The sequence below is a fragment of the Chelativorans sp. Marseille-P2723 genome (genome assembly GCF_902809845.1).
GTDB lineage: Bacteria > Pseudomonadota > Alphaproteobacteria > Rhizobiales > Rhizobiaceae > Chelativorans.
The window spans coordinates 970,817-992,826 of sequence record NZ_CADDWI010000013.1 but is presented as its reverse complement, the minus strand read 5'-3'; the positions used below and the strand labels follow the sequence as shown (position 1 = coordinate 992,826).

At 60.2% G+C, this 22,010-nt stretch carries 20 protein-coding genes and 1 tRNA gene; 10 read left to right on the top strand and 11 right to left on the bottom strand.

Annotation, left to right across the window (positions count from 1 at the left end):
* Positions 1–8: 8 nt before the first annotated feature.
* A complete protein-coding gene (locus tag HUS57_RS16015; protein WP_173934880.1) occupies positions 9–791 on the bottom strand; it encodes a WecB/TagA/CpsF family glycosyltransferase in 783 nt (260 codons plus the stop codon).
* Entirely contained in the window at positions 788–1,960 is a 1,173-nt protein-coding gene (locus HUS57_RS16010) for a glycosyltransferase family 4 protein (protein WP_173934879.1), read from the bottom strand. The genes HUS57_RS16015 and HUS57_RS16010 overlap by 4 nt, the downstream gene beginning before the upstream one ends.
* A 172-nt stretch (positions 1,961–2,132) precedes the next feature.
* Here HUS57_RS16010 and HUS57_RS16005 point away from each other — a divergent pair, with 172 nt between their 5' ends.
* Genes HUS57_RS16005 through proC form a run of 3 tightly spaced genes read left to right on the top strand, consistent with a single transcriptional unit; the run spans position 2,133 to position 5,283 of the window.
* The gene (locus HUS57_RS16005) at positions 2,133–3,131 is read left to right on the top strand and encodes a glycosyltransferase (protein ID WP_246727900.1); all 999 of its coding nucleotides are present in this window, start codon (positions 2,133–2,135) and stop codon (positions 3,129–3,131) included.
* Between the two features lie 37 nt (positions 3,132–3,168).
* Positions 3,169–4,425: an O-antigen ligase gene (locus HUS57_RS16000; protein WP_348640575.1), complete on the top strand. Its 1,257-nt coding sequence runs from the start codon at positions 3,169–3,171 to the stop codon at positions 4,423–4,425.
* Between the two features lie 54 nt (positions 4,426–4,479).
* Positions 4,480–5,283, top strand: a complete 804-nt coding sequence (gene proC / locus HUS57_RS15995; RefSeq protein ID WP_173934877.1) for a pyrroline-5-carboxylate reductase — start codon at positions 4,480–4,482, stop codon at positions 5,281–5,283.
* Between the two features lie 49 nt (positions 5,284–5,332).
* On the opposite strand, the gene HUS57_RS15990 is transcribed toward proC, so the two are convergent.
* The 5 genes from HUS57_RS15990 to aceA all read right to left on the bottom strand — a co-directional run bounded on the left by HUS57_RS15990 (position 5,333) and on the right by aceA (position 10,557).
* Entirely contained in the window at positions 5,333–6,619 is a 1,287-nt protein-coding gene (locus HUS57_RS15990; RefSeq protein ID WP_173934876.1) for an FAD-binding oxidoreductase, read from the bottom strand.
* A 137-nt stretch (positions 6,620–6,756) separates the two neighbouring features.
* Positions 6,757–8,190: a glutamine synthetase family protein gene (locus HUS57_RS15985; RefSeq protein ID WP_173934875.1), complete on the bottom strand. Its 1,434-nt coding sequence runs from the start codon at positions 8,188–8,190 to the stop codon at positions 6,757–6,759.
* A gap of 125 nt (positions 8,191–8,315) precedes the next feature.
* Complete coding sequence (locus HUS57_RS15980; protein ID WP_173934874.1) at positions 8,316–8,681, bottom strand: response regulator; 366 nt, start codon at positions 8,679–8,681, stop codon at positions 8,316–8,318.
* Positions 8,682–8,930: 249 nt separating this feature from the next.
* Entirely contained in the window at positions 8,931–9,176 is a 246-nt protein-coding gene (locus tag HUS57_RS15975; protein ID WP_173934873.1) for a hypothetical protein, read from the bottom strand.
* Positions 9,177–9,267: 91 nt separating this feature from the next.
* Entirely contained in the window at positions 9,268–10,557 is a 1,290-nt protein-coding gene (aceA, locus tag HUS57_RS15970; RefSeq protein WP_173934872.1) for an isocitrate lyase, read from the bottom strand.
* Between the two features lie 298 nt (positions 10,558–10,855).
* Here aceA and HUS57_RS15965 point away from each other — a divergent pair, with 298 nt between their 5' ends.
* The 5 genes from HUS57_RS15965 to HUS57_RS15945 all read left to right on the top strand — a co-directional run bounded on the left by HUS57_RS15965 (position 10,856) and on the right by HUS57_RS15945 (position 16,580).
* Complete coding sequence (locus HUS57_RS15965; protein ID WP_173934871.1) at positions 10,856–12,280, top strand: XRE family transcriptional regulator; 1,425 nt, start codon at positions 10,856–10,858, stop codon at positions 12,278–12,280.
* 194 nt (positions 12,281–12,474) lie between these two features.
* Positions 12,475–13,569: a polyamine ABC transporter substrate-binding protein gene (locus tag HUS57_RS15960; protein WP_173934870.1), complete on the top strand. Its 1,095-nt coding sequence runs from the start codon at positions 12,475–12,477 to the stop codon at positions 13,567–13,569.
* Positions 13,570–13,596: 27 nt separating this feature from the next.
* Positions 13,597–14,736 carry an ABC transporter ATP-binding protein gene (locus HUS57_RS15955; protein WP_173934869.1) on the top strand — a complete coding sequence of 380 codons (1,140 nt, stop codon included), beginning with the start codon at positions 13,597–13,599 and terminating at the stop codon, positions 14,734–14,736.
* Positions 14,737–14,847: 111 nt separating this feature from the next.
* Positions 14,848–15,759: an ABC transporter permease subunit gene (locus HUS57_RS15950; protein WP_173934868.1), complete on the top strand. Its 912-nt coding sequence runs from the start codon at positions 14,848–14,850 to the stop codon at positions 15,757–15,759.
* A gap of 2 nt (positions 15,760–15,761) precedes the next feature.
* Positions 15,762–16,580 (top strand): ABC transporter permease subunit, encoded by an 819-nt coding sequence (locus tag HUS57_RS15945; protein ID WP_173934867.1) that lies wholly within the window; start codon positions 15,762–15,764, stop codon positions 16,578–16,580.
* A gap of 173 nt (positions 16,581–16,753) precedes the next feature.
* Here the strand turns inward: HUS57_RS15945 and HUS57_RS15940 are convergent.
* Positions 16,754–16,830: transfer RNA gene (locus HUS57_RS15940), tRNA-Arg, on the bottom strand.
* 98 nt (positions 16,831–16,928) lie between these two features.
* A complete protein-coding gene (locus HUS57_RS15935; RefSeq protein WP_173934866.1) occupies positions 16,929–18,092 on the bottom strand; it encodes a M20 aminoacylase family protein in 1,164 nt (387 codons plus the stop codon).
* 184 nt (positions 18,093–18,276) lie between these two features.
* On the opposite strand from HUS57_RS15935, the gene HUS57_RS15930 reads away from it, so the two are divergent.
* A complete protein-coding gene (locus HUS57_RS15930) occupies positions 18,277–19,377 on the top strand; it encodes a D-alanyl-D-alanine carboxypeptidase family protein (RefSeq protein ID WP_173934865.1) in 1,101 nt (366 codons plus the stop codon).
* Complete coding sequence (locus tag HUS57_RS15925) at positions 19,378–20,415, top strand: GTP-binding protein (RefSeq protein ID WP_173934864.1); 1,038 nt, start codon at positions 19,378–19,380, stop codon at positions 20,413–20,415.
* A 139-nt stretch (positions 20,416–20,554) separates the two neighbouring features.
* Here the strand turns inward: HUS57_RS15925 and HUS57_RS15920 are convergent, their stop codons facing one another.
* Together HUS57_RS15920 and HUS57_RS15915 are read right to left on the bottom strand one after the other, a co-directional pair.
* Positions 20,555–20,791 (bottom strand): sulfurtransferase TusA family protein, encoded by a 237-nt coding sequence (locus HUS57_RS15920; RefSeq protein ID WP_173935230.1) that lies wholly within the window; start codon positions 20,789–20,791, stop codon positions 20,555–20,557.
* 1 nt (position 20,792) lies between these two features.
* Positions 20,793–21,965, bottom strand: a complete 1,173-nt coding sequence (locus HUS57_RS15915; RefSeq protein WP_173934863.1) for a murein L,D-transpeptidase family protein — start codon at positions 21,963–21,965, stop codon at positions 20,793–20,795.
* Positions 21,966–22,010 lie beyond the last annotated feature (45 nt).

Here is a 22,010-nt window from a genome sequence, read left to right as displayed (position 1 = left end):
GGCACCGCTCACGGCTGCTTCCACCGGTGCTGCAATTTCTGAATCAGGACGCGGGCAAGAAAAATCGGGTTCCCAAGCACGTAGCGGCGCCAGAGGCGCTTGGGCTCCAGCGCGAGGCGGAAGACCCATTCGATGCGCATCCGCCTCATCCAGCGTGGCGCGCGTGGAACCGCACCGCTCAGAAAATCGAGCAAAGCACCCACGGCTATGGGCATGGTACAATGCTTCTCGGTGATCGAGCGTGCAATCCACAGCTCTTGCCGTGGAACGCCCATGGCAACCAGAAGAATGTCAGGATGTAGCCTTTCAAGCTCGCTCAGAATGGCCGGCTCTTCCTCTGGCGTAAAGAAGCCGTCATTGATGAAGACGAAACTGTGATGTGGCGCTATCTCTGACAATCGCAAGGCCGCCGCCTCTGCGTTTGCGCGCCGAGTACCGACGAGCGCCACCTTGAGCGGCCGCTTTTCCTCAGCAAGCAGAGCGGGAATGAAGTCCGTGCCGTTCAGATTGGCTGGGAATGGCGACCCGTAGAGGATCCGTGCGGCAATATCCACACCGATGCCGTCTGGCAAGACGAGAAAATCTTCCAGCGCACGCGCAAATTCTGGCTCGCGCGCAGCGATGTTGGCATTGTTGGCGTTGAGGAAGGTAACTCTCGTAAAGCGCTTCTCCGCGATGTGCCGTTGCAGGAGGCGCAATCCCTCGTCCCATTCAAGAGCAATGACGCAAGAGCCGAGAATTTCCCTCCTTGGCAAGGTTGGCAGCGTGTCTGGCGCTATATCCATGTTCATGCGACGCCCTCCGCCGCCGCCTTATGGCCAAGGGCGGCAAGCCCCCGGGCGATCTGCCGGTCCAGAGCAGCAAGTTGTCTGCTATGGAATGCTGCGCCGTTCACGTCCCACCACTCTGACGCTAATCGTTGCAGGGCGTTGGCAAAGGCGCGCGGCGTATCGGCCACGATGCAATTTTCTGGCAAATGGGTGATGCCACGCAACGAATGGCTGGTCGCCACCGCGGGCAGTCCCAACTCGAAGGTCTCGATCGTCTTGAGCTGAACGCCGGTGCCTGCTTGACTTATAAGGGAAGTTACACGTCCTCTCCGCATGAAATCGGCCGCGCTTTCAACACGGCCCAAAAAGCGCACCCGCGGATGTGCGCGTGCCACGCTTTCGCTCACGCGGCCGGCAATTGCGACGGTGAACGAAGGCGGAAGGAGCGGCACGACCTCGGCTAGAAACCATTCAAGACCGATTCGGTTCGGCATCCACGTCCAGGTGCCGATGAGAACGGCGTCAAACTCCGGCTTACGCGCGGTCGGGGCGGGTGGCCATTCCCGCGTTACAAGCGGAAGGGCGGCGGCGCGGCTGTCATCGGTAAGGCCGAGCAGACCCCGGTCCTCGTTGGCAAGGGTGAAGATAAAGCACGCTTCGGCGCAAAGCTTCTCCTCAAGCTTCTTCAACAGGCGCGCCTCCCGGCGGTAGAGCAATCGGCTCACCATATCGGGCGATGCAACGGCGCTCTCCTCCGCAGAGCGATATTCCACATTATGTGCGACATAAGCTATCGGACACCCGGCAAAGACCTGCCCGAACGCGCCTGCAAACTGTATGGAGTTGAGGATGACGCCATCCACCGGCCCGATCGCTAGAAAAGCCTTGCGCACTTCTTCCGGCGTGATGATGCGCAGCTTCGCGGAGGAAAAGGTGAGACCAAAGCGTAGCGCATCAGCAAGCCAGCGCAACTTTCGCGCTGCAGGTGCACCATCTGTCGTCACCTCGACATGGCCGAGCACGACGGTATTCTTCGGATCTGGCGGCTCCTCCCCGGGCCCCGCGAAGCCCATTACCGTGACGCGCGCGCCAGCGCGCTTCAATGCGCCAAGCACTGCCGCGTTGGCAATTTCATAGCCCGTATCCATCCGCCCGCCGGGTAGGATGGATGTTGCGAAAACAAGATGCATTCTGCCCACCTGACGGATGGGCTATAGCTTCACGGTCGTGAAGCGTTGATTAAAACCGTTTCTGATTTCCTGCCGTCCCGGTCACGGATTCGATCGATGCGCAAGGTGATTAACGCAGGTTTAATCTGCGCGGGGTCTAGTCCTCTGCGCAGAGGCAGACGGCGGGGCACCCTTGACGACACGACTTGAATCCGGATCGGTTTCCATTCTCACGAGCGCGCCGGAAGTTGCGGCGGACGTGGTGGAGTGTGTGGTGACTGTGCCCACATTCAAGCGGCCCCGTCACCTTGTGGAAACGCTCGAATCGCTCGCTGCGCAGGAAACGGATCGCTCCTACGCAATCATCGTGGTCGAGAACGAAGCGGTCAAACGCGAGGGCGCGGCGGCGGCTTTGCCCTTGTTCGAGCGCGGTGAGCTCGCCGGCCTTGTCATCGTGGCTCATGAAAGGGGAAATTGCGCTGCGTACAATGCGGGCTGGCAGACGGCACTGGAGGTGTTTCCGGATTTCAAGTACCTGCTCGTCATGGATGACGATGAGATCGCCTCGCCGATCTGGCTGGAGACAATGTGCAAGGCCGCGGAGTCTTTTCGCGCCGACATTGTAGGCGGTCCCCAGATCCCGGTGTTCGCCCATCCCTCGCATGAACGTTTCCGCAGCCACCCCGTATTCAGCCCTCCATACGAGGAAACGGGGCGTGTGAGCGCGCTTTACTCCTCCGGCAATCTGCTCATCGGGCGGCAGGTCCTCGAAAGGATGGACCGACCGTTCCTGGACCTCGCATTCAACTTCATGGGTGGCGGGGACTCTGATTTCCTCAGCCGCGCGGCAGGAAAGGGCTTCCGCCTCGCCTGGTGCGCCGAAGCGCCGGTTCACGAGACGGTGCCTGCGCGCCGCGTAAAAGCAGACTGGATCCGCAAGCGCAGCCTGCGCAACGGGGTGATCTCCACGCTGGTTGAGAAGAAGAAGCGAGCAGGAGACCGGCTGGGAAGGATTCGCGTGTTCGCCAAAAGCCTGGCGCTGCTTGCCCTATCCCCACTTCGAGGGGCATACCGGCTCGCCGCAACGGGCTCCTTCTCCGTCGCTGCCTATCCGGTGTATGTGGGGCTTGGCAGAGTGCTGGCGGAACTGGGCTATGCCAATGAGCAATATCGCGAACCTGACAAGAACTGATCGCAGACCTGCTGCGGGGCGGGCCCTTCAGGAAACCATGGCACGATTCGCGACGGCGCTTGCCGCAATATTATTCATTGGCGCCATCATTTCTTTCCGCCCGTTCCAGCCGACCGGCGGCGCGTTGGAAGAAGGGGGCGACATTCTCAACCAGCTTGGCTTTGGAACGCTGGGCGCGCTGTCACTTTTCGGGCTCTTCACATTGGCAGACCGACGTGTGGTCGCTGCCATGTTGAGTCCGGCGTGGCTGCTCCTTTTGACTTTCCTCGCTCTTTCCGTCCTGACGGCCCCCTTTCCGGGCGATTCCATGCGCGGAGCGGCCTTCACCCTCATCGGCATCCTGATCATGGCGGCGGTGCTGGCTCTTCCAGCGGATGCGGAGCGCTTCTCGGCCATGCTGGCGGCCGCTGCATTGGTCATCCTGGCCTTCAGCTATTATGGCATCCTGGCAATGCCGCATGTTGCAATCCATGGCTCCGATGGACTCGAGCCGCAGCATGCCGGCCTGTGGCGGGGCAGCTTCTCGCACAAGAACATTGCCGCGCCCGTGATGGCCTGCCTTTCGTTCGCCGGCATTTATCTCTGGCGGCGGGGGTGGCGCATCTGCGGCGCGCTGATCTTCATTCTCGCCATGGTGTTCATGTCGAACACTGGCTCCAAGACGACGCTCGGGACGGTTCCCCTAGCCGTCCTCCTGGTAGCGTTGCCTGGACTGTGCGGCCTTCGCTTCCTTGCCCCGATGCTTCTGCTTGCTGCACTTGCCGGCGCAGCACTAGCCACCCTCGGCATCGTGTTCATCGAGCCGCTTTCCGCGCTTCGCGGCGAGGTTGCCCCGCATCTGACCTACACCGGACGCACGGCGCTTTGGAAGTTCATGGGCGAGATGCTGGCGGAAAGACCCTGGACCGGCTATGGCTTTTCCAGCTTCTGGGGCACGGAGGTCGTGACGCAGACCGAGCAGCCTTTCGACCGCGACTGGGACATTCGCGGCATCGTACACGGCCACAACAGCTATATGGACCTTGCCATTGCCATGGGCCTCCCTGCGCTGGCGGTTGCCATCTTCGCCTTCATCGTGGCGCCCGTGCGAGACTTCCTGCGAGTGCCGCTCTTGAAGGAGAATGTCTTTCTGGCCGAATTCTTCCTTATGATCGCCGCCTTCACGCTGCTCAACGCTTTCCTTGAAAGCTTCTTTTTCCGCCGGGCGGACCCTGTTTGGCTTCTCCTGGTGTTCTCCCTCCTCGGGCTGAGACTGGCAGCGCGCTTTCCCGTTCTGACCAGGCGCGTGTTCTGAAGGCGATTGCAAGAAGCCCGTAAAAGCGCCATTCCTGCGTAAAAGGAGTCACTCATGAGCAAGAAAGTCGTACTCGTCGGCTGCGGCAATATGGGTTACGCCATGCTGAAGGGCTGGATCAAGGCCGGCAGGCTCTCAGCGGCAGACATGGCGGTGATAGAGCCGGACGAGGCCCTTCGCACGCGTGCGGCTGCACTCGGCGTGACGGCGCTCAGCCAGGTAAAGGAGCTTGTACTGCGCCCCGATCTGGTCGTCTTTGCTGTCAAGCCGCAGATAATCCGCGACGTCGTGCCTGCCTACAGGAAATTCGCGCCTGCCGCCTCATTCCTGAGCGTGGCTGCTGGGACAGGTGTGTCCACCTTCGAGGAAATTCTCGGTTCGAGAACCGCCATCATTCGCTGCATGCCCAACACTCCCGCCTCCATAGGCAAGGGCATGATGGTGATCTATGCCAACGCTCATGTAGCGCCCGAAATGAAGGTATTCATAGAGGGACTCTGCAGCGCGACAGGCGCGGTGGCGACCATCGAAGACGAGGCGCTGATGGATGCGGTAACGGCAGTATCGGGCTCCGGCCCGGCATATGTCTTCCACTTCATCGAATGCCTCACCGCTGCCGCGGAAAAGGCCGGCCTGCCATCAAAGATCGCCCGCCTCCTTGCGGTGCAGACAGTCTATGGCGCAGCCGCTCTTGCGCAGAAAAGCGGCGAGGAACCTGGCGCGCTGCGAGAGCAAGTGACGAGCCCCAACGGGACAACGGCGGCCGCTTTATCCGTTCTGATGGGCGAGTCGCGGCTTATGAAGCTCATGGAAGAGGCGGTCGAAGCGGCCCGGAAGCGGTCGATCGAACTCGGCTGATAGGCGGTGTGGCGGTGTGTCCGGAATCGGGACGGGGGCTGCCCTTCCATTAAAACCGGTCCCGGAGCGCAAACCAGTTGAGCGCAAGGAAGGTGAGCGCGTGACGGAATAGCTGCCCGCCTGGAAATACTGGTATCTTCAAGTCCTCGAAAAGCTTCAGCCGCTCGCGGTTGCCAGAAACTGTTTCCGCATAGAGCTTCCCCATGAAATTGGCGAGCATGACACCATGGCCTGAATAGCCGCCCGCGGCGATCACATTGGGCATCACCTCGCGCACGAAGGGCCGGCGGGGGAAAGTGATCGCAACATATCCGCCCCAGGCGTGGGTGATCTCCACCTCGCTCAGGAAAGGATAGACTTCCACGATCTGTCGCCGGATCTGCGCCTTGATATCCTTTGGATCGGCTCTGGAATAGACTTCCCGCCCGCCGAAAAGAAGCCTCCCATCCATAGTCTTGCGAAAATAGCGCACCACGAAACGCGAATCGTCTACGCTCTCGCCGCCGGGTAATACCGGACTTTCAGCCGGTAGAGGCACTGTCGCGCCGATGAAAGAACCGATGGGCATAAGATGAGATGCCATGGTGGGCTCCAGCCGCCCGCCATACGCGTTGGTGGCGATGAGGCATTTGTCAGCTGAAATCGTGCCCCGGCCGGTCGTCACCCGCACTTTGCCGCCATCCGCCTCGATCAGTATTGCCTTTGTACGTTCGTGAAGCCTTGCGCCGGCCTCTGCGGCGACCCGCGCCGTGCCCAGAACGAGCTTGAGCGGGTGGATGTGACCGGTGCCCGTATCGCGCGTGCCGCCGAAATAGCGAGCGGACCCCAACCGCTCCGCCGTCTCTTCCCTATCCATGAACGTGATGTGCGGATAGTCAAACCGGTGCCGCATGATATCAGCATGAGCGCGGTAATGGCTAACCAAACGCTCCTTGTGGGCAACCGAAAGCTGACCCGGCATGTAGTCGATGTCGATTCCATGCGTAACAGCGAAATCGAGCAGGTGTTGCTTGGCTTCCTCGCCAAGATCGAACAGCGCCTTTGCGCGGCTGAATCCAAGTTCCGCTTCCAGCTCCTCCGGCCAGGCGCGCTGACCGGTGCCGAGTTGACCGCCATTCCGGCCCGACGCCCCCTCGCCGAAACGGTTCGCGTCCACCAGGGCCACGCTTGCGCCCGTCTGTGCAAGATGCGCGGCAGCCGAAAGGCCGGTAAATCCTCCCCCCACGATCGCCACGTCCACCCGCGTGTCACCGGAGAGCTGCGGGTATTCCGGCCGCGCGCCGGCTGTGGTCTCGTACCAGGATCTGCCGGGAGAAATGAGCGGTCGATGCGGCATGGGCAGAACGAATAATAAATGAGTAATGAAAAAGCTTGGGTGGACCAAGCCTCCTCAGGAGAGGCACGGTCTTATGATCACGCAGCTCGCTGCTTCAAGTCAGAGAATCGGTGAAAAGCGCAGCTCCTTTTCCCGCTTCAGACATTCAGCAGCAGATATTCCCTCTCCCACGGGCTGATCACACGCATGAAGGTCTCGAACTCCACCCGTTTTACCGCTGCATAGGTGCTCGCGAAACGCCTGCCGAGGAGATCCTGCAGAGCAGTATCTGTCTCGAACAGAGCAAGCGCTTCCAGAAGGCCGCGCGGCAGTTCAATGAGATCCTTATTGACGGCTGTCTCGGCCGGGGTATCGGGCTTGGTCTTCTCGATTATTCCCACAAGTCCGCAAGCGAGCGAAGCAGCGAGCGCCAGATACGGGTTTGCGTCCGAGGAGGGAATGCGATTCTCCACCCGCCTTGCCGAAGGATCGGAGCTCGGCACACGGAAAGCGGTGGTCCGGTTATCATAGCCCCAGCGTGTATTGACCGGGGCGGCCTCGCCCTGTGTCAGCCTTCTATAGGAGTTCACATAGGGCGCGAGCATGATCAGCGCATTGGGGATATGGCGCTGCAGCCCGCCGATGAAATGGTGGAAGATCTCTGTTTCTTCGCCATTCTCGTCGGAAAACACGTTCCTTCCGTCCTCCAGCGAGACGATGGACTGGTGGATGTGCATCGCCGAGCCGGGCTGCTCCTGGATGGGCTTGGCCATGAAAGTGGCATAGGTGTCGTGCTTCAGGGCCGCCTCACGGATGGTGCGCTTGAAAAGAAACACCTGGTCCGCCAGTTCCACCGGATCGCCATGGCGAAGATTGATCTCCAACTGCCCCGCGCCCTCTTCGTGAATGAGGGTGTCGATCTCCAGACCCTGACTTTCGGAGAAGTGGTAAATGTCGTCGATCAATTCGTCGAATTCGTTGATGCCAGCGATCGAATATCCCTGTCCGCCACCAATGGGCCGGCCCGAACGACCAACGGGCGGGGTAAGCGGATAATCAGGGTCGGGATTCTTGTGCACCAGATAGAACTCGATCTCCGGCGCGACGATGGGCCTTAGCCCATACTCGGCATATTGCTCTACCACCCGCTTCAGCACGTTGCGGGGGCTGAACTCCACATCGCGCCCGTCCTGATGGACGAGATCGCAGATCACCTGTGCGGTGGGATCGCTCTCCCATGGAACCACGCAAAGCGTGCCAAGGTCGGGCACGAGCTTCAGGTCCCCGTCATCCTCCGGGTAAGTGAAACCGTTGCCCGTCTCCGGATACTCGCCTGAGATGGAAGCCATGAACACGGCGGAAGGGAGGGCGAGCGATGTGTTCGAGGTAAACTTCTTCGAAGGCATCATCTTGCCCCGTGCCACGCCCGCCTGGTCGGGCGTGATGCATTCAATATCCTCGATGCCTCGCCATTCCAGCCAGGTTGCTGCTTCCTTCCAGTTCTTTACTCCACGCAGATTCTTAAGGAATGCGGGTATGCGGTTGTGCCCACCCTTTCGGGCGTTTCGGGCTTCCTTTTTCTTGTCTAGCATCAATCACCAGGATTGCTGTCGGATACCTTGAATATAAGCTTTGCCCGCTTGCGAATGGAAGGGGCAATGCGGACAAGTCATTCCGTTGCCGGCTCCGCTACTAGCGTGGTCCGCGCGTGGATGCCTTATGCCATCAGGCGTTCGATCGCTGGCTGGAGAATTTCCGGCGTGATCGGCTTGGCAATCGCCATGTCGACTGCATTGGCAAAGGATGAAAGCTCATCCTGCATGCGGGTCTTCCCGATCATTAGAGTGCGCGGCAGGCGTCCTGCGGAACCGAGCCGCCGTTCCGCAATCTGGCTCAAGAGCGGTTCAAGCAAATCGTCCCGAACCGACTTGTCGATGATCACAAGAGCCGGCTGGTGAGCAGAAAAAGTGTCCAGGGCTTCCTCTGGACCGACCGCAATCGGCTTCAGATAAATGCGCTCGGTCATCCGTGAAATGACGATACGGTCGATGGGCGAGGGAGCGACGACAAGGACGCAGTTCATTTCCGCGCGCGCCATAACCCGAGCTCTCGCCCTGGTGGTTAGATAGTTTCCTCCCATCTTCCGACCGTTCTTCTTGCAGTGCCGGACCTTTTGATCCGCGCTTTTTGTTTTCTATGCAGAGTTGCCGTAGAACGAGCATACTCCCCTTTGAGCACGCTTTGCAACCTGCATATCCGTGCGCGTCACTCGACGAAAAAGCCCGCGCTACTTCGGGCGCGGGCTTTGAAATGCACGGAAGGTCGCGCTTGCCTACGGCGTGCCCGCGCCGTTGGTCACGATCACGGGAACGAGGAGGTCGCCCCAGTTTCCGCCGCCGCCATGATGGCGCGCGGAGCGGATAAGCTCGACGGAGATGCCGGCCTCCACCGCCTGCATGATCGACTGGTTGAGGCGGTGCAGGTCGTTCGCGAGCACCCGCACCAATGCCTGCTGGTCGGCGCTCATAGAGCTTGCCTGTTCGGCTGCCCTTTCCTTGACGTGGGTAATCGCTGCCATTTCACTGCTCCATGTTCAGGATGCTCGGACTTGTTCACGTTGCGCAAGCGCCCCGAAGGGGTCGGGCCGTTTCGCCCGACACGCCTGCGCCTTACTCTGCGGCCGGCCGGAACTGGTCGTGCTCGGTGGAGCCCTCCATGGCCGTTGTGGAGGACTGGCCGCCGCTGATTGCAGTCGCGACCGCGTCGAAATAGCCGGTGCCAACTTCCCGCTGGTGCTTGGTAGCCGTGTAGCCATGGGCTTCGGCAGCGAATTCGGCCTCCTGAAGTTCCGAATAGGCCGCCATCTGCCGCTCGCGGTAGCCGCGCGCGAGTTCGAACATGCCATGGTTGAGCTGATGGAAGCCCGCCAGTGTGATGAACTGGAACTTGTAGCCCATCGCCCCAAGCTCGCGCTGGAAGCGCGCGATCGTCCCATCGTCTAGGTTCTTCTTCCAATTGAAGGAAGGGGAACAGTTATAAGCGAGCATCTTGCCAGGGAAATGCCGGTGCACCCCCTCGGCAAAACGCCTTGCCTGATGGAGATCGGGCGTTGACGTCTCGCACCAGATCAGATCGCTATAGGGAGCATAGGCAACCGCGCGGGCGATGCATGGCTCCAACCCGTTGCGGACGCGGTAGAAGCCTTCCACCGTGCGTCCGGCATCATAGTCGACGAAGGGGCGGTCCCGTTCGTCGACGTCGGAGGTCAGAAGCTTTGCCGCTTCCGCATCGGTGCGGCAGATCACCAGGCTCGGGACACCCATGATGTCGGCGGCAAGCCGCGCGGCCGTCAGATTGCGGATATGCGCGCCCGTGGGGATAAGGACCTTGCCGCCCAGATGACCGCACTTCTTTTCGGAAGCAAGCTGGTCCTCGAAGTGAACACCCGCCGCGCCGGCCTCAATATAGGCCTTCATGATCTCGAACGCGTTGAGCGGCCCGCCAAAGCCGGCCTCTGCGTCGGCCACTATCGGCGCGAACCATGTATCGACGGATAGCCCCTTACCCTCCGACACTTCGATCTGGTCCGCGCGCTGAAGCGTGCGGTTGATGCGCCGGGCAAGCTCCGGCCCTGCATTGGCAGGATAGAGCGACTGGTCCGGATACATGGCGGATGCAGTATTAGCGTCCGCCGCCACCTGCCAGCCGGAAAGATAAATGGCCTTCAACCCTGCACGGACCATCTGCATGGCCTGGTTGCCGGTCATGGCGCCAAGTGCGTTGACGAAATCTTCGGTGTGAAGAAGCTTCCACAACCGGCTCGCGCCTTCCTCCGCGAGGGTATAGCGTATGGAAAGGGAGCCCCGCAGGCGCAGCACATCCTCAGCTGTATAGCACCGCTCAATGCCGTCGAAGCGCCCCTCAGGTGCTGAGGGAACAAGCTTGTAAAAATCTGTCACTTCCCGCTCCTTCGTTAATCAGATTTCAAGCGGCGAGAACGCCGGGCTCGCATGACAAACTTTACTACTGCCGCTCGCCTGGCAAGATTCTGCTTGCGTTTTTGATGAAGAATAGCGTTAGGCTGTCTCGTCGTTCACAACTTGCCTTGTCAGTTTGTAAAAGTTAGTCAATGCGCATGACAAGCGAGCAACTTGTAAATTACTGTAAAGCCTCAACGACGTGCGGCCGTTTCCTCTTGTCCCTTTGCACATGCATAGCTTGAAGCCGCAGCGCTGGTTAGATGAAAAGGCAGCGACCATGACTGCACAGAAGATCTTTGCCGGACCCCGCATCAGGCGCATCCGTAAGGCCAAAGGGCTGACGCAAGCTGCCATGGCGGAGGGGCTCGGCATCTCGCCTTCCTATCTGAACCTGATCGAGCGCAACCAGCGTCCGCTGACCGTGCAGCTCATCCTGAAGCTGGCCCAGGTCTACAAGGTGGACCCGGGCGAGTTGCAGGGCGAAAGCAGCGCGTCGGTTGCCGCCCTACGGGAGGTCTTCTCTGATCCGCTCCTGTCAGCCGAACTACCCGGCCCGCATGAACTGATGGAAGTGGTTGAGGCCACGCCCAATGCGGCAGCCGCATTGGCGAAGCTATATCGGGCCTATCGGGAGCAGGCGGAAAGGCTTTCCGATCTCTCGCAGATGCTGGCGCGAGAAGGACGAGCCACGGCAATTTCCGCCACACGCCTTCCCCTGGACGAGGTTCGGGAGACGTTCGAGCAGCGTACGCCCTATTTTCCAACGCTGGAGGAAGAGGCAGAAGCTTTCCGCAACATTCTGGATTCTGGGGGCGATCTGGCAGGGGCGCTGAAGGCATGGCTGAAGCGCGAGCATGGCATCGCTGTCCGGGTGTTGCCGGCAGCCGTAATGCCGAATTGGCGCCGCCGTTACGATCGGCACTCCCACCGGCTTTTCGTTTCGGAGCGTCTCTCGCCGCCGGACAGGTTGCGGGAGATTGCCGTCGAGGCGTGCCTCATGCGCATGCAGGTCGCAATTGCAGCGGAGGTGGCGGCGCTGAAGCTGGGTTCGGACGAAGCGCGCCGGCTTGCGCGGTTCGAACTTGCTCGCTATGCCGCCCACGCCTTGATGATGCCCTATCAGCCATTCCTGAAGGCCGCCGAACGAGCACGCTATGACATCGATGTTCTGCGCTCACGTTTCGACGTCTCCTTTGAACAGGCGGCAAGCCGGCTGATCACCTTGGCGCGGGAGAAAGAAGCAGGCGTCCCGTTCTTCCTCATCGAGGTGGACAGCGCGGGCAATCGCTTAAGGCGCGGCGGGACCTATGGTTTTCCTGCAAGCCGTTTCGGCGGCGCGTGTCCGAAACTTGCCCATCACGCCGCCTTCGCTCAGCCTGGACAAATTCTCGTTGAGCCGGTGGTCATGCCGGACGGGCAAGCTTTCCTGACGCTCGCGCGCACGCTTGAAGGACCGCAGCCGGGTTTCAGCGAAAGGCCACGTCGCACTGCACTGCTTTTAGGATGCGACCTCGACTATAGGGAACAGCTCGTTTATGGGGCGGCTTTGTCCGAAGCCCTCATGAGGGAGCCGGTGGAGATCGGCCCGTCTTGCCGGTTGTGCGAGCGGCAGGGCTGCATTTCCCGCGCCGAGCCGCCGCTCACGCGGCCGCTGGGTCTTGATGAAATGGTGACCGGGCTCAGCGCCTTCGATTTTCAGTAGCGGAACGGCCGCACAGCACCCCGCCTGCTTCGCCCAAGTACCCCTCGCCCCGGCTGTCGCCGATGCCGCCCTCCTGTAGCGCTGAAAATCATGCATTCATGCTTGTCGGCTTGTTAAAACGACAATAGGTTTGCCGCAACGCCGGTCGCCCCGCGGGAAGCAGATCGGGCAAGGTCATGATCAGGAGTCTGTCGATGAAGAGAAAAGCCGCCCTTGTATGCGTCGTATCAACGGCAGCGATCCTTGCCTCCGCTGCCGCGGCCCAACAGCGTGTAGTCCATGTTTACAACTGGTCGGACTACATCGACGAGGAAATTCTTGAGGAGTTCACCGCCGAGACCGGCATAGAGGTGGTGTACGACGTCTACGATTCGAACGAAATCCTTGAGACCAAGCTGCTGGCCGGCGGAACGGGATATGACGTCGTGGTGCCCTCTGGCGAGTTCATGGGAAGGCAAATAGAAGCCGGCGTCTTCCAGAAGCTGGACAAGACGAAGCTGCCCAATCTCGACACCATGTGGGACGTGATCGAACGCCAGACTGCGGTCTATGACCCGGGCAACGAATATTCCGTCAACTATATGTGGGGCACTGTCGGGATCGGCTACAATGTGGACAAGGTCCGGGAAGCATTGGGAACGGACGAGATCGATTCATGGAGCCTCGTCTTCGACCCGGAGACGATCGCGAAAGTAGCAGGTTGCGGTGTCCACATGCTCAACGCCTCCTCTGACATCGTTCGCGCCGCGCTCGACTATTTGGGCATCGATCCAAACAGCACCGAGCCGGCCGATCTTGAAAAGGCGGAGGAGCTTCTTTCGTCAATCCGCCCCCATGTCCGGAAGTTCCATTCGTCCGAATATATCAACGCGCTTGCCAATGGCGACATCTGCGTGGCCGTCGGCTATTCGGGCGACGTCTTCCAGGCGCGGGACCGTGCCGCCGAGGCGGGCCAGGGCGTCGAGATAGCCTATGTAATCCCGAAGGAAGGCGCGCAGATGTGGTTTGACCAGATGGCGATCCCTGCCGATGCACCCCATGTGGAAGAGGCCCACGAATTCATAAACTACATCCTGCGCCCCGAGGTGATCGCGAAAGCATCGAACTACGTCTTCTATGCGAATGGCAGCAAGGCTGCGCAGGAGTTTCTCGATGCAGAGGTGCTGGACGATCCAGCAGTTTACCCGGACGCCGAAACCATGGAAAAACTCTATACGCCACTGCCTTACGACGCGCGCACCCAACGCCTCGTCACGCGCCTGTGGACGAGAGTTGTGACGGGTCAATAGCAGCCTTGCGCCAGTGGGACATGTGAAATGGAATCGCTGGGCAGCACGCGGCGGAGCTTTGCGCCCTGGCTTGATCCGAACGCGGAGCCCTATATCCGTTTCGAGAACGTCACGAAGAGCTTTGGCGATTTCGCAGCCGTCGACGATCTGTCGCTGACGATCTATGAGCGTGAGTTTTTTGCTCTGCTCGGTGCTTCGGGCTGCGGGAAGACCACGCTCTTGCGCATGCTGGCGGGCTTCGAGAAGCCCACCAGCGGACGCATCCTTCTTGATGGGCAGGATCTTTTAGGCGTGCCCGCCTATCGACGCCCAGTGAACATGATGTTCCAATCCTATGCCCTCTTCCCCCACATGACTGTGGAGGCGAATATCGCCTTCGGCCTGAAGCAGGACCGCATGCCAAAGGCCGAGATCGCCGATCGAGTCGCGCAGATGCTGAAACTGGTAAGGCTTGAGCAGTTTGCAAAACGCAAGCCGCATCAGCTTTCGGGCGGGCAGCGGCAACGGGTTGCGCTGGCGCGTTCGCTTGCCAAACGTCCGAAGGTTCTGCTGCTCGACGAGCCGCTCGGTGCGCTGGACAAGAAGCTGAGGGAAGCCACTCAGTTCGAGCTGATGGACCTGCAGCAGGAGCTTGGCCTCACCTTCGTTGTGGTGACCCACGATCAGGAAGAGGCGATGACCATGGCCGATCGCATCGCTATCATGGATCGCGGGAAGGTCATGCAGGTTGCCACTCCCGCGCAGATCTACGAAGCGCCGGCCTCCCGCTTCGTCGCCGACTTTGTTGGCGCCATCAACATGTTCGAAGGAGAGGTGCTGGAAGCGGCGGCAGGAAGGGCGCGGATCCGCGATCGCAGCGGCGTGGAATTCAGCCTTGACAATGGCGGCGATGCGTCAGCCGGGACGACCGCCTGGCTGGCGGTCCGGCCGGAAAAGGTTCAGGTGACTCGGGAGCGCCCGGACGGCGCTGTCAATGCGATGGAAGGTGAGGTCTGGGATATCGCCTATCTTGGCGATATGACGGTCTACAACATCCGACTGAACGATGGGCGTCTTGTTAAAGCCAGCGTCCTTAACAGCTTGCGCAGGATCGAGGATGCGTTGACCTGGCATGACCGCGCCTGGATTTCCTTCGCGCCCGACGCGGGCATTGTTCTTATCCGCTGACCAGACCTCCGGGACGAGAAAGGCCAAGATGGAGAAGCAGCGTCCCCTACCGCCTACTCTGGTCACAGGCTTCGCCTTCAGGCAGAAGCATTCCGTCTGTTCCGCAGCAGCATGAGCCGGTTTCTCGCATTCATCGCCAGCCGGCTCGTCATCGCGGTGCCCTATCTTTGGCTGCTGGTCTTTTTCCTCGTCCCCTTCTTCATTGTTTTCAAGATTTCACTTTCGCAATCGGCGATAGCCATTCCCCCTTACCTGCCAGTCTTCCGCTTCAATGAAGGCATCGAGGGCCTCCTCAGGGGCTTGCGCGAACTTTCTTTCGAGAATTATGGCTGGCTGTTGGACGATCCGCTCTATGTGAACGCTTATCTGTCCAGTCTCAAGATAGCGGCGGTTTCCACCCTGCTTACGCTTCTGGTGGGCTACCCGATGGCCTACGGCATGGCGCGTGCTCCACACTCGCTCCGGCCAGTGCTCCTGATGATGGTGATCCTGCCCTTCTGGACCAGCTTCCTGATCCGCGTCTATGCCTGGATCGGCATCCTGAAACCGGAAGGGCTGCTCAACCAGTTCCTGTTCTTCCTCGGGCTGATCGACCAGCCCTTGATCATCCACGGCACCACGGCCGCTGTCTATATCGGCATTGTCTATTCATACCTGCCCTTCATGGTGCTGCCGCTCTATGCCACGCTTGAAAAGATGGACTATTCGCTGGTGGAGGCGGCGGAGGACCTTGGCTGCACGCCGATCAGCGCCTTCTGGAAGATCACGGTGCCGCTTTCTCTTCCAGGTATTGTCGCCGGCTGCATGCTGGTCTTCATCCCGGCCGTGGGCGAGTTCGTCATCCCCGATCTTCTGGGCGGCTCGCGCACGCTCATGATCGGCAAGACCCTTTGGGACGAGTTTTTCGCCAATCGCGACTGGCCGGTTTCCTCGGCGGTCGCCATCATTCTTCTGCTGATCCTCGTTGTGCCGATTGCCTATTTCCAGCGAGCGCAAGCCCGCGCCAGAGAAGAGGAGAACTGACGATGGCGGGTACATGGGGACGATTCAACATTGTTGCCCTCATTCTGGGCTTCGCTTTCCTGTATCTGCCCATCATCCTGCTCGTTATCTACTCCTTCAACGAATCTCGGCTGGTTACCGTGTGGGCGGGGTTCTCCACACGATGGTATGTCTCGCTTTTCAGCAATCGCGGGCTGATGGACGCGGCCTGGGTGACGGCGCGGGTCGCCTTCATCTCGGCCACGGTCGCGACGGTCCTTGGCACCATGGCCGCCGTTGCGCTCACGCGCTATACGCGGTTCCGCGGGAGGCTGCTCTTTTCAGGCATGGTGTTTGCGCCTCTCGTCATGCCGGAGGTGATCACCGGGCTTTCGCTTCTGCTACTGTTCGTGGCGATTGGCTTTGAGCGCGGCTTCATGACAGTTACCCTCGCACATATCACCTTTTCCATGTGCTTCGTTGCCGTGGTGGTTCAGTCGCGGCTTCTGTCCTTCGACCGCTCGCTGGAGGAGGCGGCGATGGATCTCGGCGCAACCCCCGTGAAAGCCTTTTTCCAGGTCACGCTGCCCGTCATCTTCCCGGCTGTCATCTCCGGCTGGATGCTCGCCTTTACCTTGTCGCTCGACGACCTGGTGATCGCAAGCTTTACCTCCGGCCCTGGCGCGACGACCCTGCCCATGCGGATCTATAGCCAGGTACGTCTCGGCGTTACCCCGGAGATCAACGCCATCAGCACCATACTGGTCGGCATCGTGACGATCGGCGTCATTGTGGCCTCGCTCGTAAACAAGCGGCGCCGCGTACGGCAATGGCGTGACGAACAGACTGCCGCGCAGATATAGGCCGACGGAAACCAAAATGGATGACCCCTTTCCCTGCTGGGTTCGAGCCTGCGAGCTTAGATCGGGTGTCTGCAACATCTCCCATCGGGTACACTTTAGTACATACAACAGTCTGATTGGCGCAATCAGGCAAGTGACGCACTGACAGACGTTTAAAAATATCAATAGCTTAGTGGTGATCCCGGCAGGATTCGAACCTGCGACCCTCAGATTAGGAATCTGATGCTCTATCCTGCTGAGCTACGGGACCTAGGGTATGCGGTGCGGTTTTAGCGCGGAACGTCGGCTCCGCCAAGCCGAAACCGGACCGCCTTGCATTAAGATTTGCAAGCCACGCTGTTACCGTCATCATCCCGCAAGCGCGGTTTCTGCCAAGCGCGCCCAGTAGCTGACGCCATAAGGTATGGCTTCGTCGTTGAAGTCGTAGGCCGGGCTGTGCAGGCCGGCGCTGTCGCCATTGCCCAGGAAGATGAAGGCCCCGGGCCGCGTCTCTAGCATGTAGGAGAAATCTTCGCCCCCCATCATGGCCGGGGCAGCAGTGTCAACATTGGCGTCGCCGGCAACCTCCCGTGCCACATTTGCCGCAAATTCGGTCTGAGCTGCATGATTGACCGTGACGGGATAGTTGGAAACGTGGCTGACGACTGCTCTTGCCCCGTGCGCTGCGGCAATCCCTTCCGCAATGGCGCTCAGCCTTTTCTCGACCAGCCTGGCCATCTCCTTTTTCAAGGTGCGCACAGTGCCGGACAGTTCAACCTTATCTGGAATGATGTTGTGGGCGTAGCCGCCGTGAATCCTCGTGACTGAAACAACAACCGATTCCAGTGGATCGGCTGATCGGGCTGCGATCGTCTGCAGCCCGATCACGATCTGGCTGGCGATAACCACGGGATCCACCGTCCGGTGAGGCATGGCCGCATGTCCTCCCCTGCCTTGGACGGTGATGTTGAATTCGGCTGTCGCGGCCATGATCGGGCCCGGGCGGATAGCGAAATGCCCAATTGGGAGGCCCGGCAGGTTGTGCATGCCGAAGATCTGCTCGATCCGGAAGCGTTCCATCAGGCCGTCTTTCAGCATCTCCCTGCCGCCGCCTCCGCCCTCCTCTGCCGGCTGAAAGATCACGGCCACCGTGCCTGCGAAGTTGCGCGTCTCGGCAAGATATTTGGCAGCTCCCAGAAGCATCGCCGTGTGGCCGTCATGGCCGCATGCATGCATCCGGCCGGGAATGACGGATGCGTATGTTTTGCCGGTCTCCTCCGTCAGCGGCAGCGCATCCATGTCGGCGCGCAGCCCAATACAGGGACCCGCGCCCCGGCTGCCGCGTATGATGCCGACAACTCCCGTCTGGCCGATGCCGGTGTGAACCTCGTCGCAGCCAAATTCCCTGAGCCTCGTCTCCACGAAGGCGGCGGTTTCGTGCACGGCAAACAGAATTTCAGGCCTGCGGTGCAGTTCCCGCCTCCAGCCGGTTATCTCGATATGAAGCTCGGCTGCACGGTTGATGATCGGCATTTTTGTTTCCTTGCGAATTGCAACAGGCGGGACAAACCCGAGCATCCTATCAGCGGGGCTTTGCCATAAGCGGGTCATAGGTTAAAGGAGGGAAATTCGGTGATGTGTAACTCTTTCGTTGAGACTCCCGCGGTCATCTTACGGAACGCGGCAGGGGGCAAGCAACTCGGAAGTGGAAAATTCCATGCGGCCTTGGCGAAACAGACCCACCATCCTGCTGACAGCGCTGCTTGCGCTGTTTGCAGTGATTCCGGCGCAGGCCGGACCATATGTTCTTCTCGATGTAAGCAACGGGCGCGTTCTTGCCGGCAAAGATGTCCATCAGCGCTGGTATCCGGCCTCTCTGACCAAGTTGATGACCGCCTATGTGGCTTTCCGGGCGGTGGACACCGGTACATTCCAGCTCAATTCACCGGTGGTCATCTCGCAAAAGGCGGCAAGGGAGCCCCCAAGCAAGATGGGCTATCCGGCGGGCTCCGTATTGGCCCTCGATGATGCGCTCAAGATCATCCTGGTCAGGTCGGCGAACGACGTGGCCACCGCAATTGCGGAGAGCATTGGCGGTTCGGAAGATGCTTTTGCAGCGCTCATGAATGCCGAAGCCCGCCGCCTGGGCATGAGCGGAAGCCATTTTGTTAACGCGCATGGCCTGCACAGTCCTAGCCAGTACACCACCGCTCGCGACCTTGCGCTTCTGGTTCGCGCGATCCGGGCGGAGTTTCCTCAATATGCCGGTTATTTTTCCATCGAAGGGCTGAGACACGGAAAGTCCGTCCTCAGAAACACGAACCACCTGGTTGGCCGCTTCGATGGAGCCGATGGCATGAAAACCGGCTATATCTGCGCTTCAGGTTTCAACCTTGTCGCAACCGCAACGCGGGGGCGGCGCACCCTGGCTGCGATCGTGCTCGGCGCCCGATCCCAAGTAGAGCGTACGGAGCTTGCCGCTGAACTTCTCGCGCAAGGGTTCAAATCATCTGGCTTTTCCACCCCACGACTTGCGAGCCTAAGGCCCAGCCCTTCCGCAACGCAGGCCGCGATCGACATGCGCTCGGAAATCTGCTCAGCAGAGGCGGTGGCCGCACGGGCGAAGTTGCGGGACAATGATGGCCGCTTCATCCTCAACTCGCCCCATGTGCGTGAAATGACGCGTGAGCCAAGGCTGGCAGCGGTAGGCCTCGTCACGACCGCGCCGGTTGCGGCGCGGGCAAGCGGCGCGGCAAGGGTGCCGATCCCTACCCCGCGGCCTGAATATCGCGGCACTGCCGCTCAACCGGGCAGATAGATGCAGATAGAGCAACCCATCGCAGTCACCCTGCTCACGGGCTTCCTCGGTGCGGGCAAGACGACGCTGATCAACCGTATCCTCAGGAACCCGGCACTTTCCGATACGGCCGTGATCGTCAACGAGTTCGGCGATGTCGCCATAGACCACCTTCTGGTGGAAAAGGCGGATGATGGCGTCGTCGAACTTGGCGGCGGCTGCCTCTGCTGCGCCGTACGCGGAGAACTGGCCGACACGCTGACCATGCTTCTCCAGCGTGGACGGCCGCCACGGCGCGCAATTGTCGAGACGAGCGGCCTGGCCGATCCCGTGCCGATCCTGCAAATGCTTGCGGGTCATCCAATTCTCGCCAGCTCCTGCAGGCTTGCAGGGATCATCACGGTAGTGGACATGGTGAACGGCGCAGCCAGCCTCGACGCCTTCGAAGTTGCGCGCAGCCAGGTGGCTGTGGCTGATCGCATCATTTGCACCAAGATGGAGATGGCAGCCGGAAGCGGCGATCTGCCGGCGCGCCTTCGCACCCTTAATCCGCGCGCTGAGCTTCTCGATGGTCGGGAGGCCGCCGCCGCAACGCTTTTGGACGATGGCCTTACCGCCTTTCGCGGTACTTTGGCGATGGGCTGCGCCCATGATGACAATCACAACCACAGTACGCATCATCACACCGAATTCAGCAGCGTCTCACTGACACACGACCAGGCAATTCCGCAGGAGGCCATCGAGGGTTTCCTCGATCTTCTTGCCACCCAGCAGGGTGAGGAAATCCTGCGCATCAAAGGCATTGTGGCGACTGCCGAACAACCGGACCAGCCGCTCATCGTGCATGGGGCGCAAAGGCTATTGCATGCGCCCGAACGGCTTGCGCACTGGCCGGAGGGTGCGGCGCGGCAAACGCGGCTGGTCGTCATCGGGCATGGCCTCGATACGGATTACATTCACCAGATCTTTGCAGCCTTTACGAGCCGACCGGCCGTAGACACGCCGGATCGCACTGCGCTGGAGAATAATCCGCTGGCTATTGGCGGCTTCCGTTTCTGACCGCCACGCGAAGCTCATTCGCGTTATATCCGAATCCAGTCTTCGTTCCCGGCAAGCAGAGTACCTTAACCTCTTTACCTCTTTGGCGCCTTTAAAACGGGACGTCCTTTATTGGGATCGGAAGGGCAGCTTTCGGCATCTAGCTTGCGCCGCGCTCGATGAGGAAGCGGTGCCCGCCGGGAACGGTTTGCGTTTCTATCAGGCGGTGCCCGTCCTCATTGCAGAAGGCTGGGATGTCGATTGTGGCCAGCGGATCCGTCGTCTCCAGCCACAGGCGCCCCCCGGGCGCCATACCCTGCAACCGCTTGCGCGCCTTCAAGACCGGCAAAGGGCATTTGAGCCCCTTCAGATCATAGATTTCGCTCAACGCGGAGATCTCAGCTACCGCCCAGAAGCGAGCGGAGGCGGCCCATGGGACCAGGTGCCCTGCCAGCGGTGCTGGACGCTTCCTCGACCGGCGGCGCACCAACTTCGGTCTGCGATTCGGTGACCGTTCCGGTCACGATTGGTGAGGGAGCAGGGCTGTCGGCGGCAAATGCCGAAACGGGCGTCGACATCAGCACGGCTTCAGGTTGCACAGCCGCGGCCGCTGTCAACGAAGGAGGCTGTGTGCCCACCTCTTCTCCCCGGGCGCGGCGGCGGCTCCAATCCGCCACCAGCAGCGCCTCATCAATGCTTTGAATGGATGCCTTCGTCACCTTGTTCCGCTTCGTTTCGGCCGCCCTGGCAAAGGCGAGGTCCTGCCTCTTCTTGTAAGCTTGGTAAGCCATTGCGATGGATGCAGGCTGCGTGGAAGGAGGGCACGCCTTCGTAGGCTCAAAGCTGTAGCCTTCATCGGCTATGCGGTTGAAAACATACCGTCTTTCGCAAACATCCACCTTGGGCGGCGTTCGCGTGACCTCGAAATGATCGTAACCTTCCTTCAGCATCGCCCAGAAAGGATAGTTCGGGTCGTTACGATAGCGCGCCATGTTCTCCGGCGTCATCCGGAAAGGGAAGGCCTGGATCTGGAAGGATTTCTGACCGCCTCTAAACGCGTCGCGGGCGAAGGCATAAATCTCTTCCACCTGCTCGTCGGTCATCGAATAGCACCCTGCAGATGAGCAGGCACCATGCACCATGAGATGCTGGCCGGTGCGGCCATTGGCACGGTCATAGCTATTGGGGAAGCCGATATTGAACGCCAGGTGATAGCTGGACCAAGGGTTCATCTGTTCCGGTCTTACCGTGTAGAAACCCTCAGGAGCCTGGCGGTCTCCTTCCACGAACTTGGGTCCAAGCTTACCCGACCACTTGCAGATCTCATAACCGGTTACGAGTTCATAGCGCCCGGTGCGGGTCTGCTTCCATACCTCCAGTTCGCCCTCTTCCTTGAAGATGCGCATCATGATCGGCGCATCCTTCTTCATATTCTTGGCCGCCATCACCCGGACGACCCTTTCCGGTAGCGGACGCTCCGCCTTCGGCGCGATGTCCTCAAGGGATCCATTGCACCCCGCCAGAACGAGGGATATGGAAAGCACGGAGGCATATGCAAGACGGCGTTTCATGCGATCGTCTCTACTCGGTTCACATGCCCCTCCTCCGTCATGGAA

Bases quoted from the DNA above. Each gene is read 5' to 3' on its own strand.
- HUS57_RS16015 (WP_173934880.1), bottom strand. From the start codon at position 791: ATGAACATGGATATAGCGCCAGACACGCTGCCAACCTTGCCAAGGAGG.
- HUS57_RS16010 (WP_173934879.1), bottom strand. From the start codon at position 1,960: ATGCATCTTGTTTTCGCAACATCCATCCTACCCGGCGGGCGGATGGAT.
- HUS57_RS16000 (WP_348640575.1), top strand. From the start codon at position 3,169: ATGGCACGATTCGCGACGGCGCTTGCCGCAATATTATTCATTGGCGCC.
- proC (WP_173934877.1), top strand. From the start codon at position 4,480: ATGAGCAAGAAAGTCGTACTCGTCGGCTGCGGCAATATGGGTTACGCC.
- HUS57_RS15990 (WP_173934876.1), bottom strand. From the start codon at position 6,619: ATGCCGCATCGACCGCTCATTTCTCCCGGCAGATCCTGGTACGAGACC.
- HUS57_RS15985 (WP_173934875.1), bottom strand. From the start codon at position 8,190: ATGCTAGACAAGAAAAAGGAAGCCCGAAACGCCCGAAAGGGTGGGCAC.
- HUS57_RS15980 (WP_173934874.1), bottom strand. From the start codon at position 8,681: ATGAACTGCGTCCTTGTCGTCGCTCCCTCGCCCATCGACCGTATCGTC.
- HUS57_RS15975 (WP_173934873.1), bottom strand. From the start codon at position 9,176: ATGGCAGCGATTACCCACGTCAAGGAAAGGGCAGCCGAACAGGCAAGC.
- HUS57_RS15965 (WP_173934871.1), top strand. From the start codon at position 10,856: ATGACTGCACAGAAGATCTTTGCCGGACCCCGCATCAGGCGCATCCGT.
- HUS57_RS15960 (WP_173934870.1), top strand. From the start codon at position 12,475: ATGAAGAGAAAAGCCGCCCTTGTATGCGTCGTATCAACGGCAGCGATC.
- HUS57_RS15955 (WP_173934869.1), top strand. From the start codon at position 13,597: ATGGAATCGCTGGGCAGCACGCGGCGGAGCTTTGCGCCCTGGCTTGAT.
- HUS57_RS15950 (WP_173934868.1), top strand. From the start codon at position 14,848: ATGAGCCGGTTTCTCGCATTCATCGCCAGCCGGCTCGTCATCGCGGTG.
- HUS57_RS15945 (WP_173934867.1), top strand. From the start codon at position 15,762: ATGGCGGGTACATGGGGACGATTCAACATTGTTGCCCTCATTCTGGGC.
- HUS57_RS15935 (WP_173934866.1), bottom strand. From the start codon at position 18,092: ATGCCGATCATCAACCGTGCAGCCGAGCTTCATATCGAGATAACCGGC.
- HUS57_RS15930 (WP_173934865.1), top strand. From the start codon at position 18,277: ATGCGGCCTTGGCGAAACAGACCCACCATCCTGCTGACAGCGCTGCTT.
- HUS57_RS15925 (WP_173934864.1), top strand. From the start codon at position 19,378: ATGCAGATAGAGCAACCCATCGCAGTCACCCTGCTCACGGGCTTCCTC.
- HUS57_RS15915 (WP_173934863.1), bottom strand. From the start codon at position 21,965: ATGAAACGCCGTCTTGCATATGCCTCCGTGCTTTCCATATCCCTCGTT.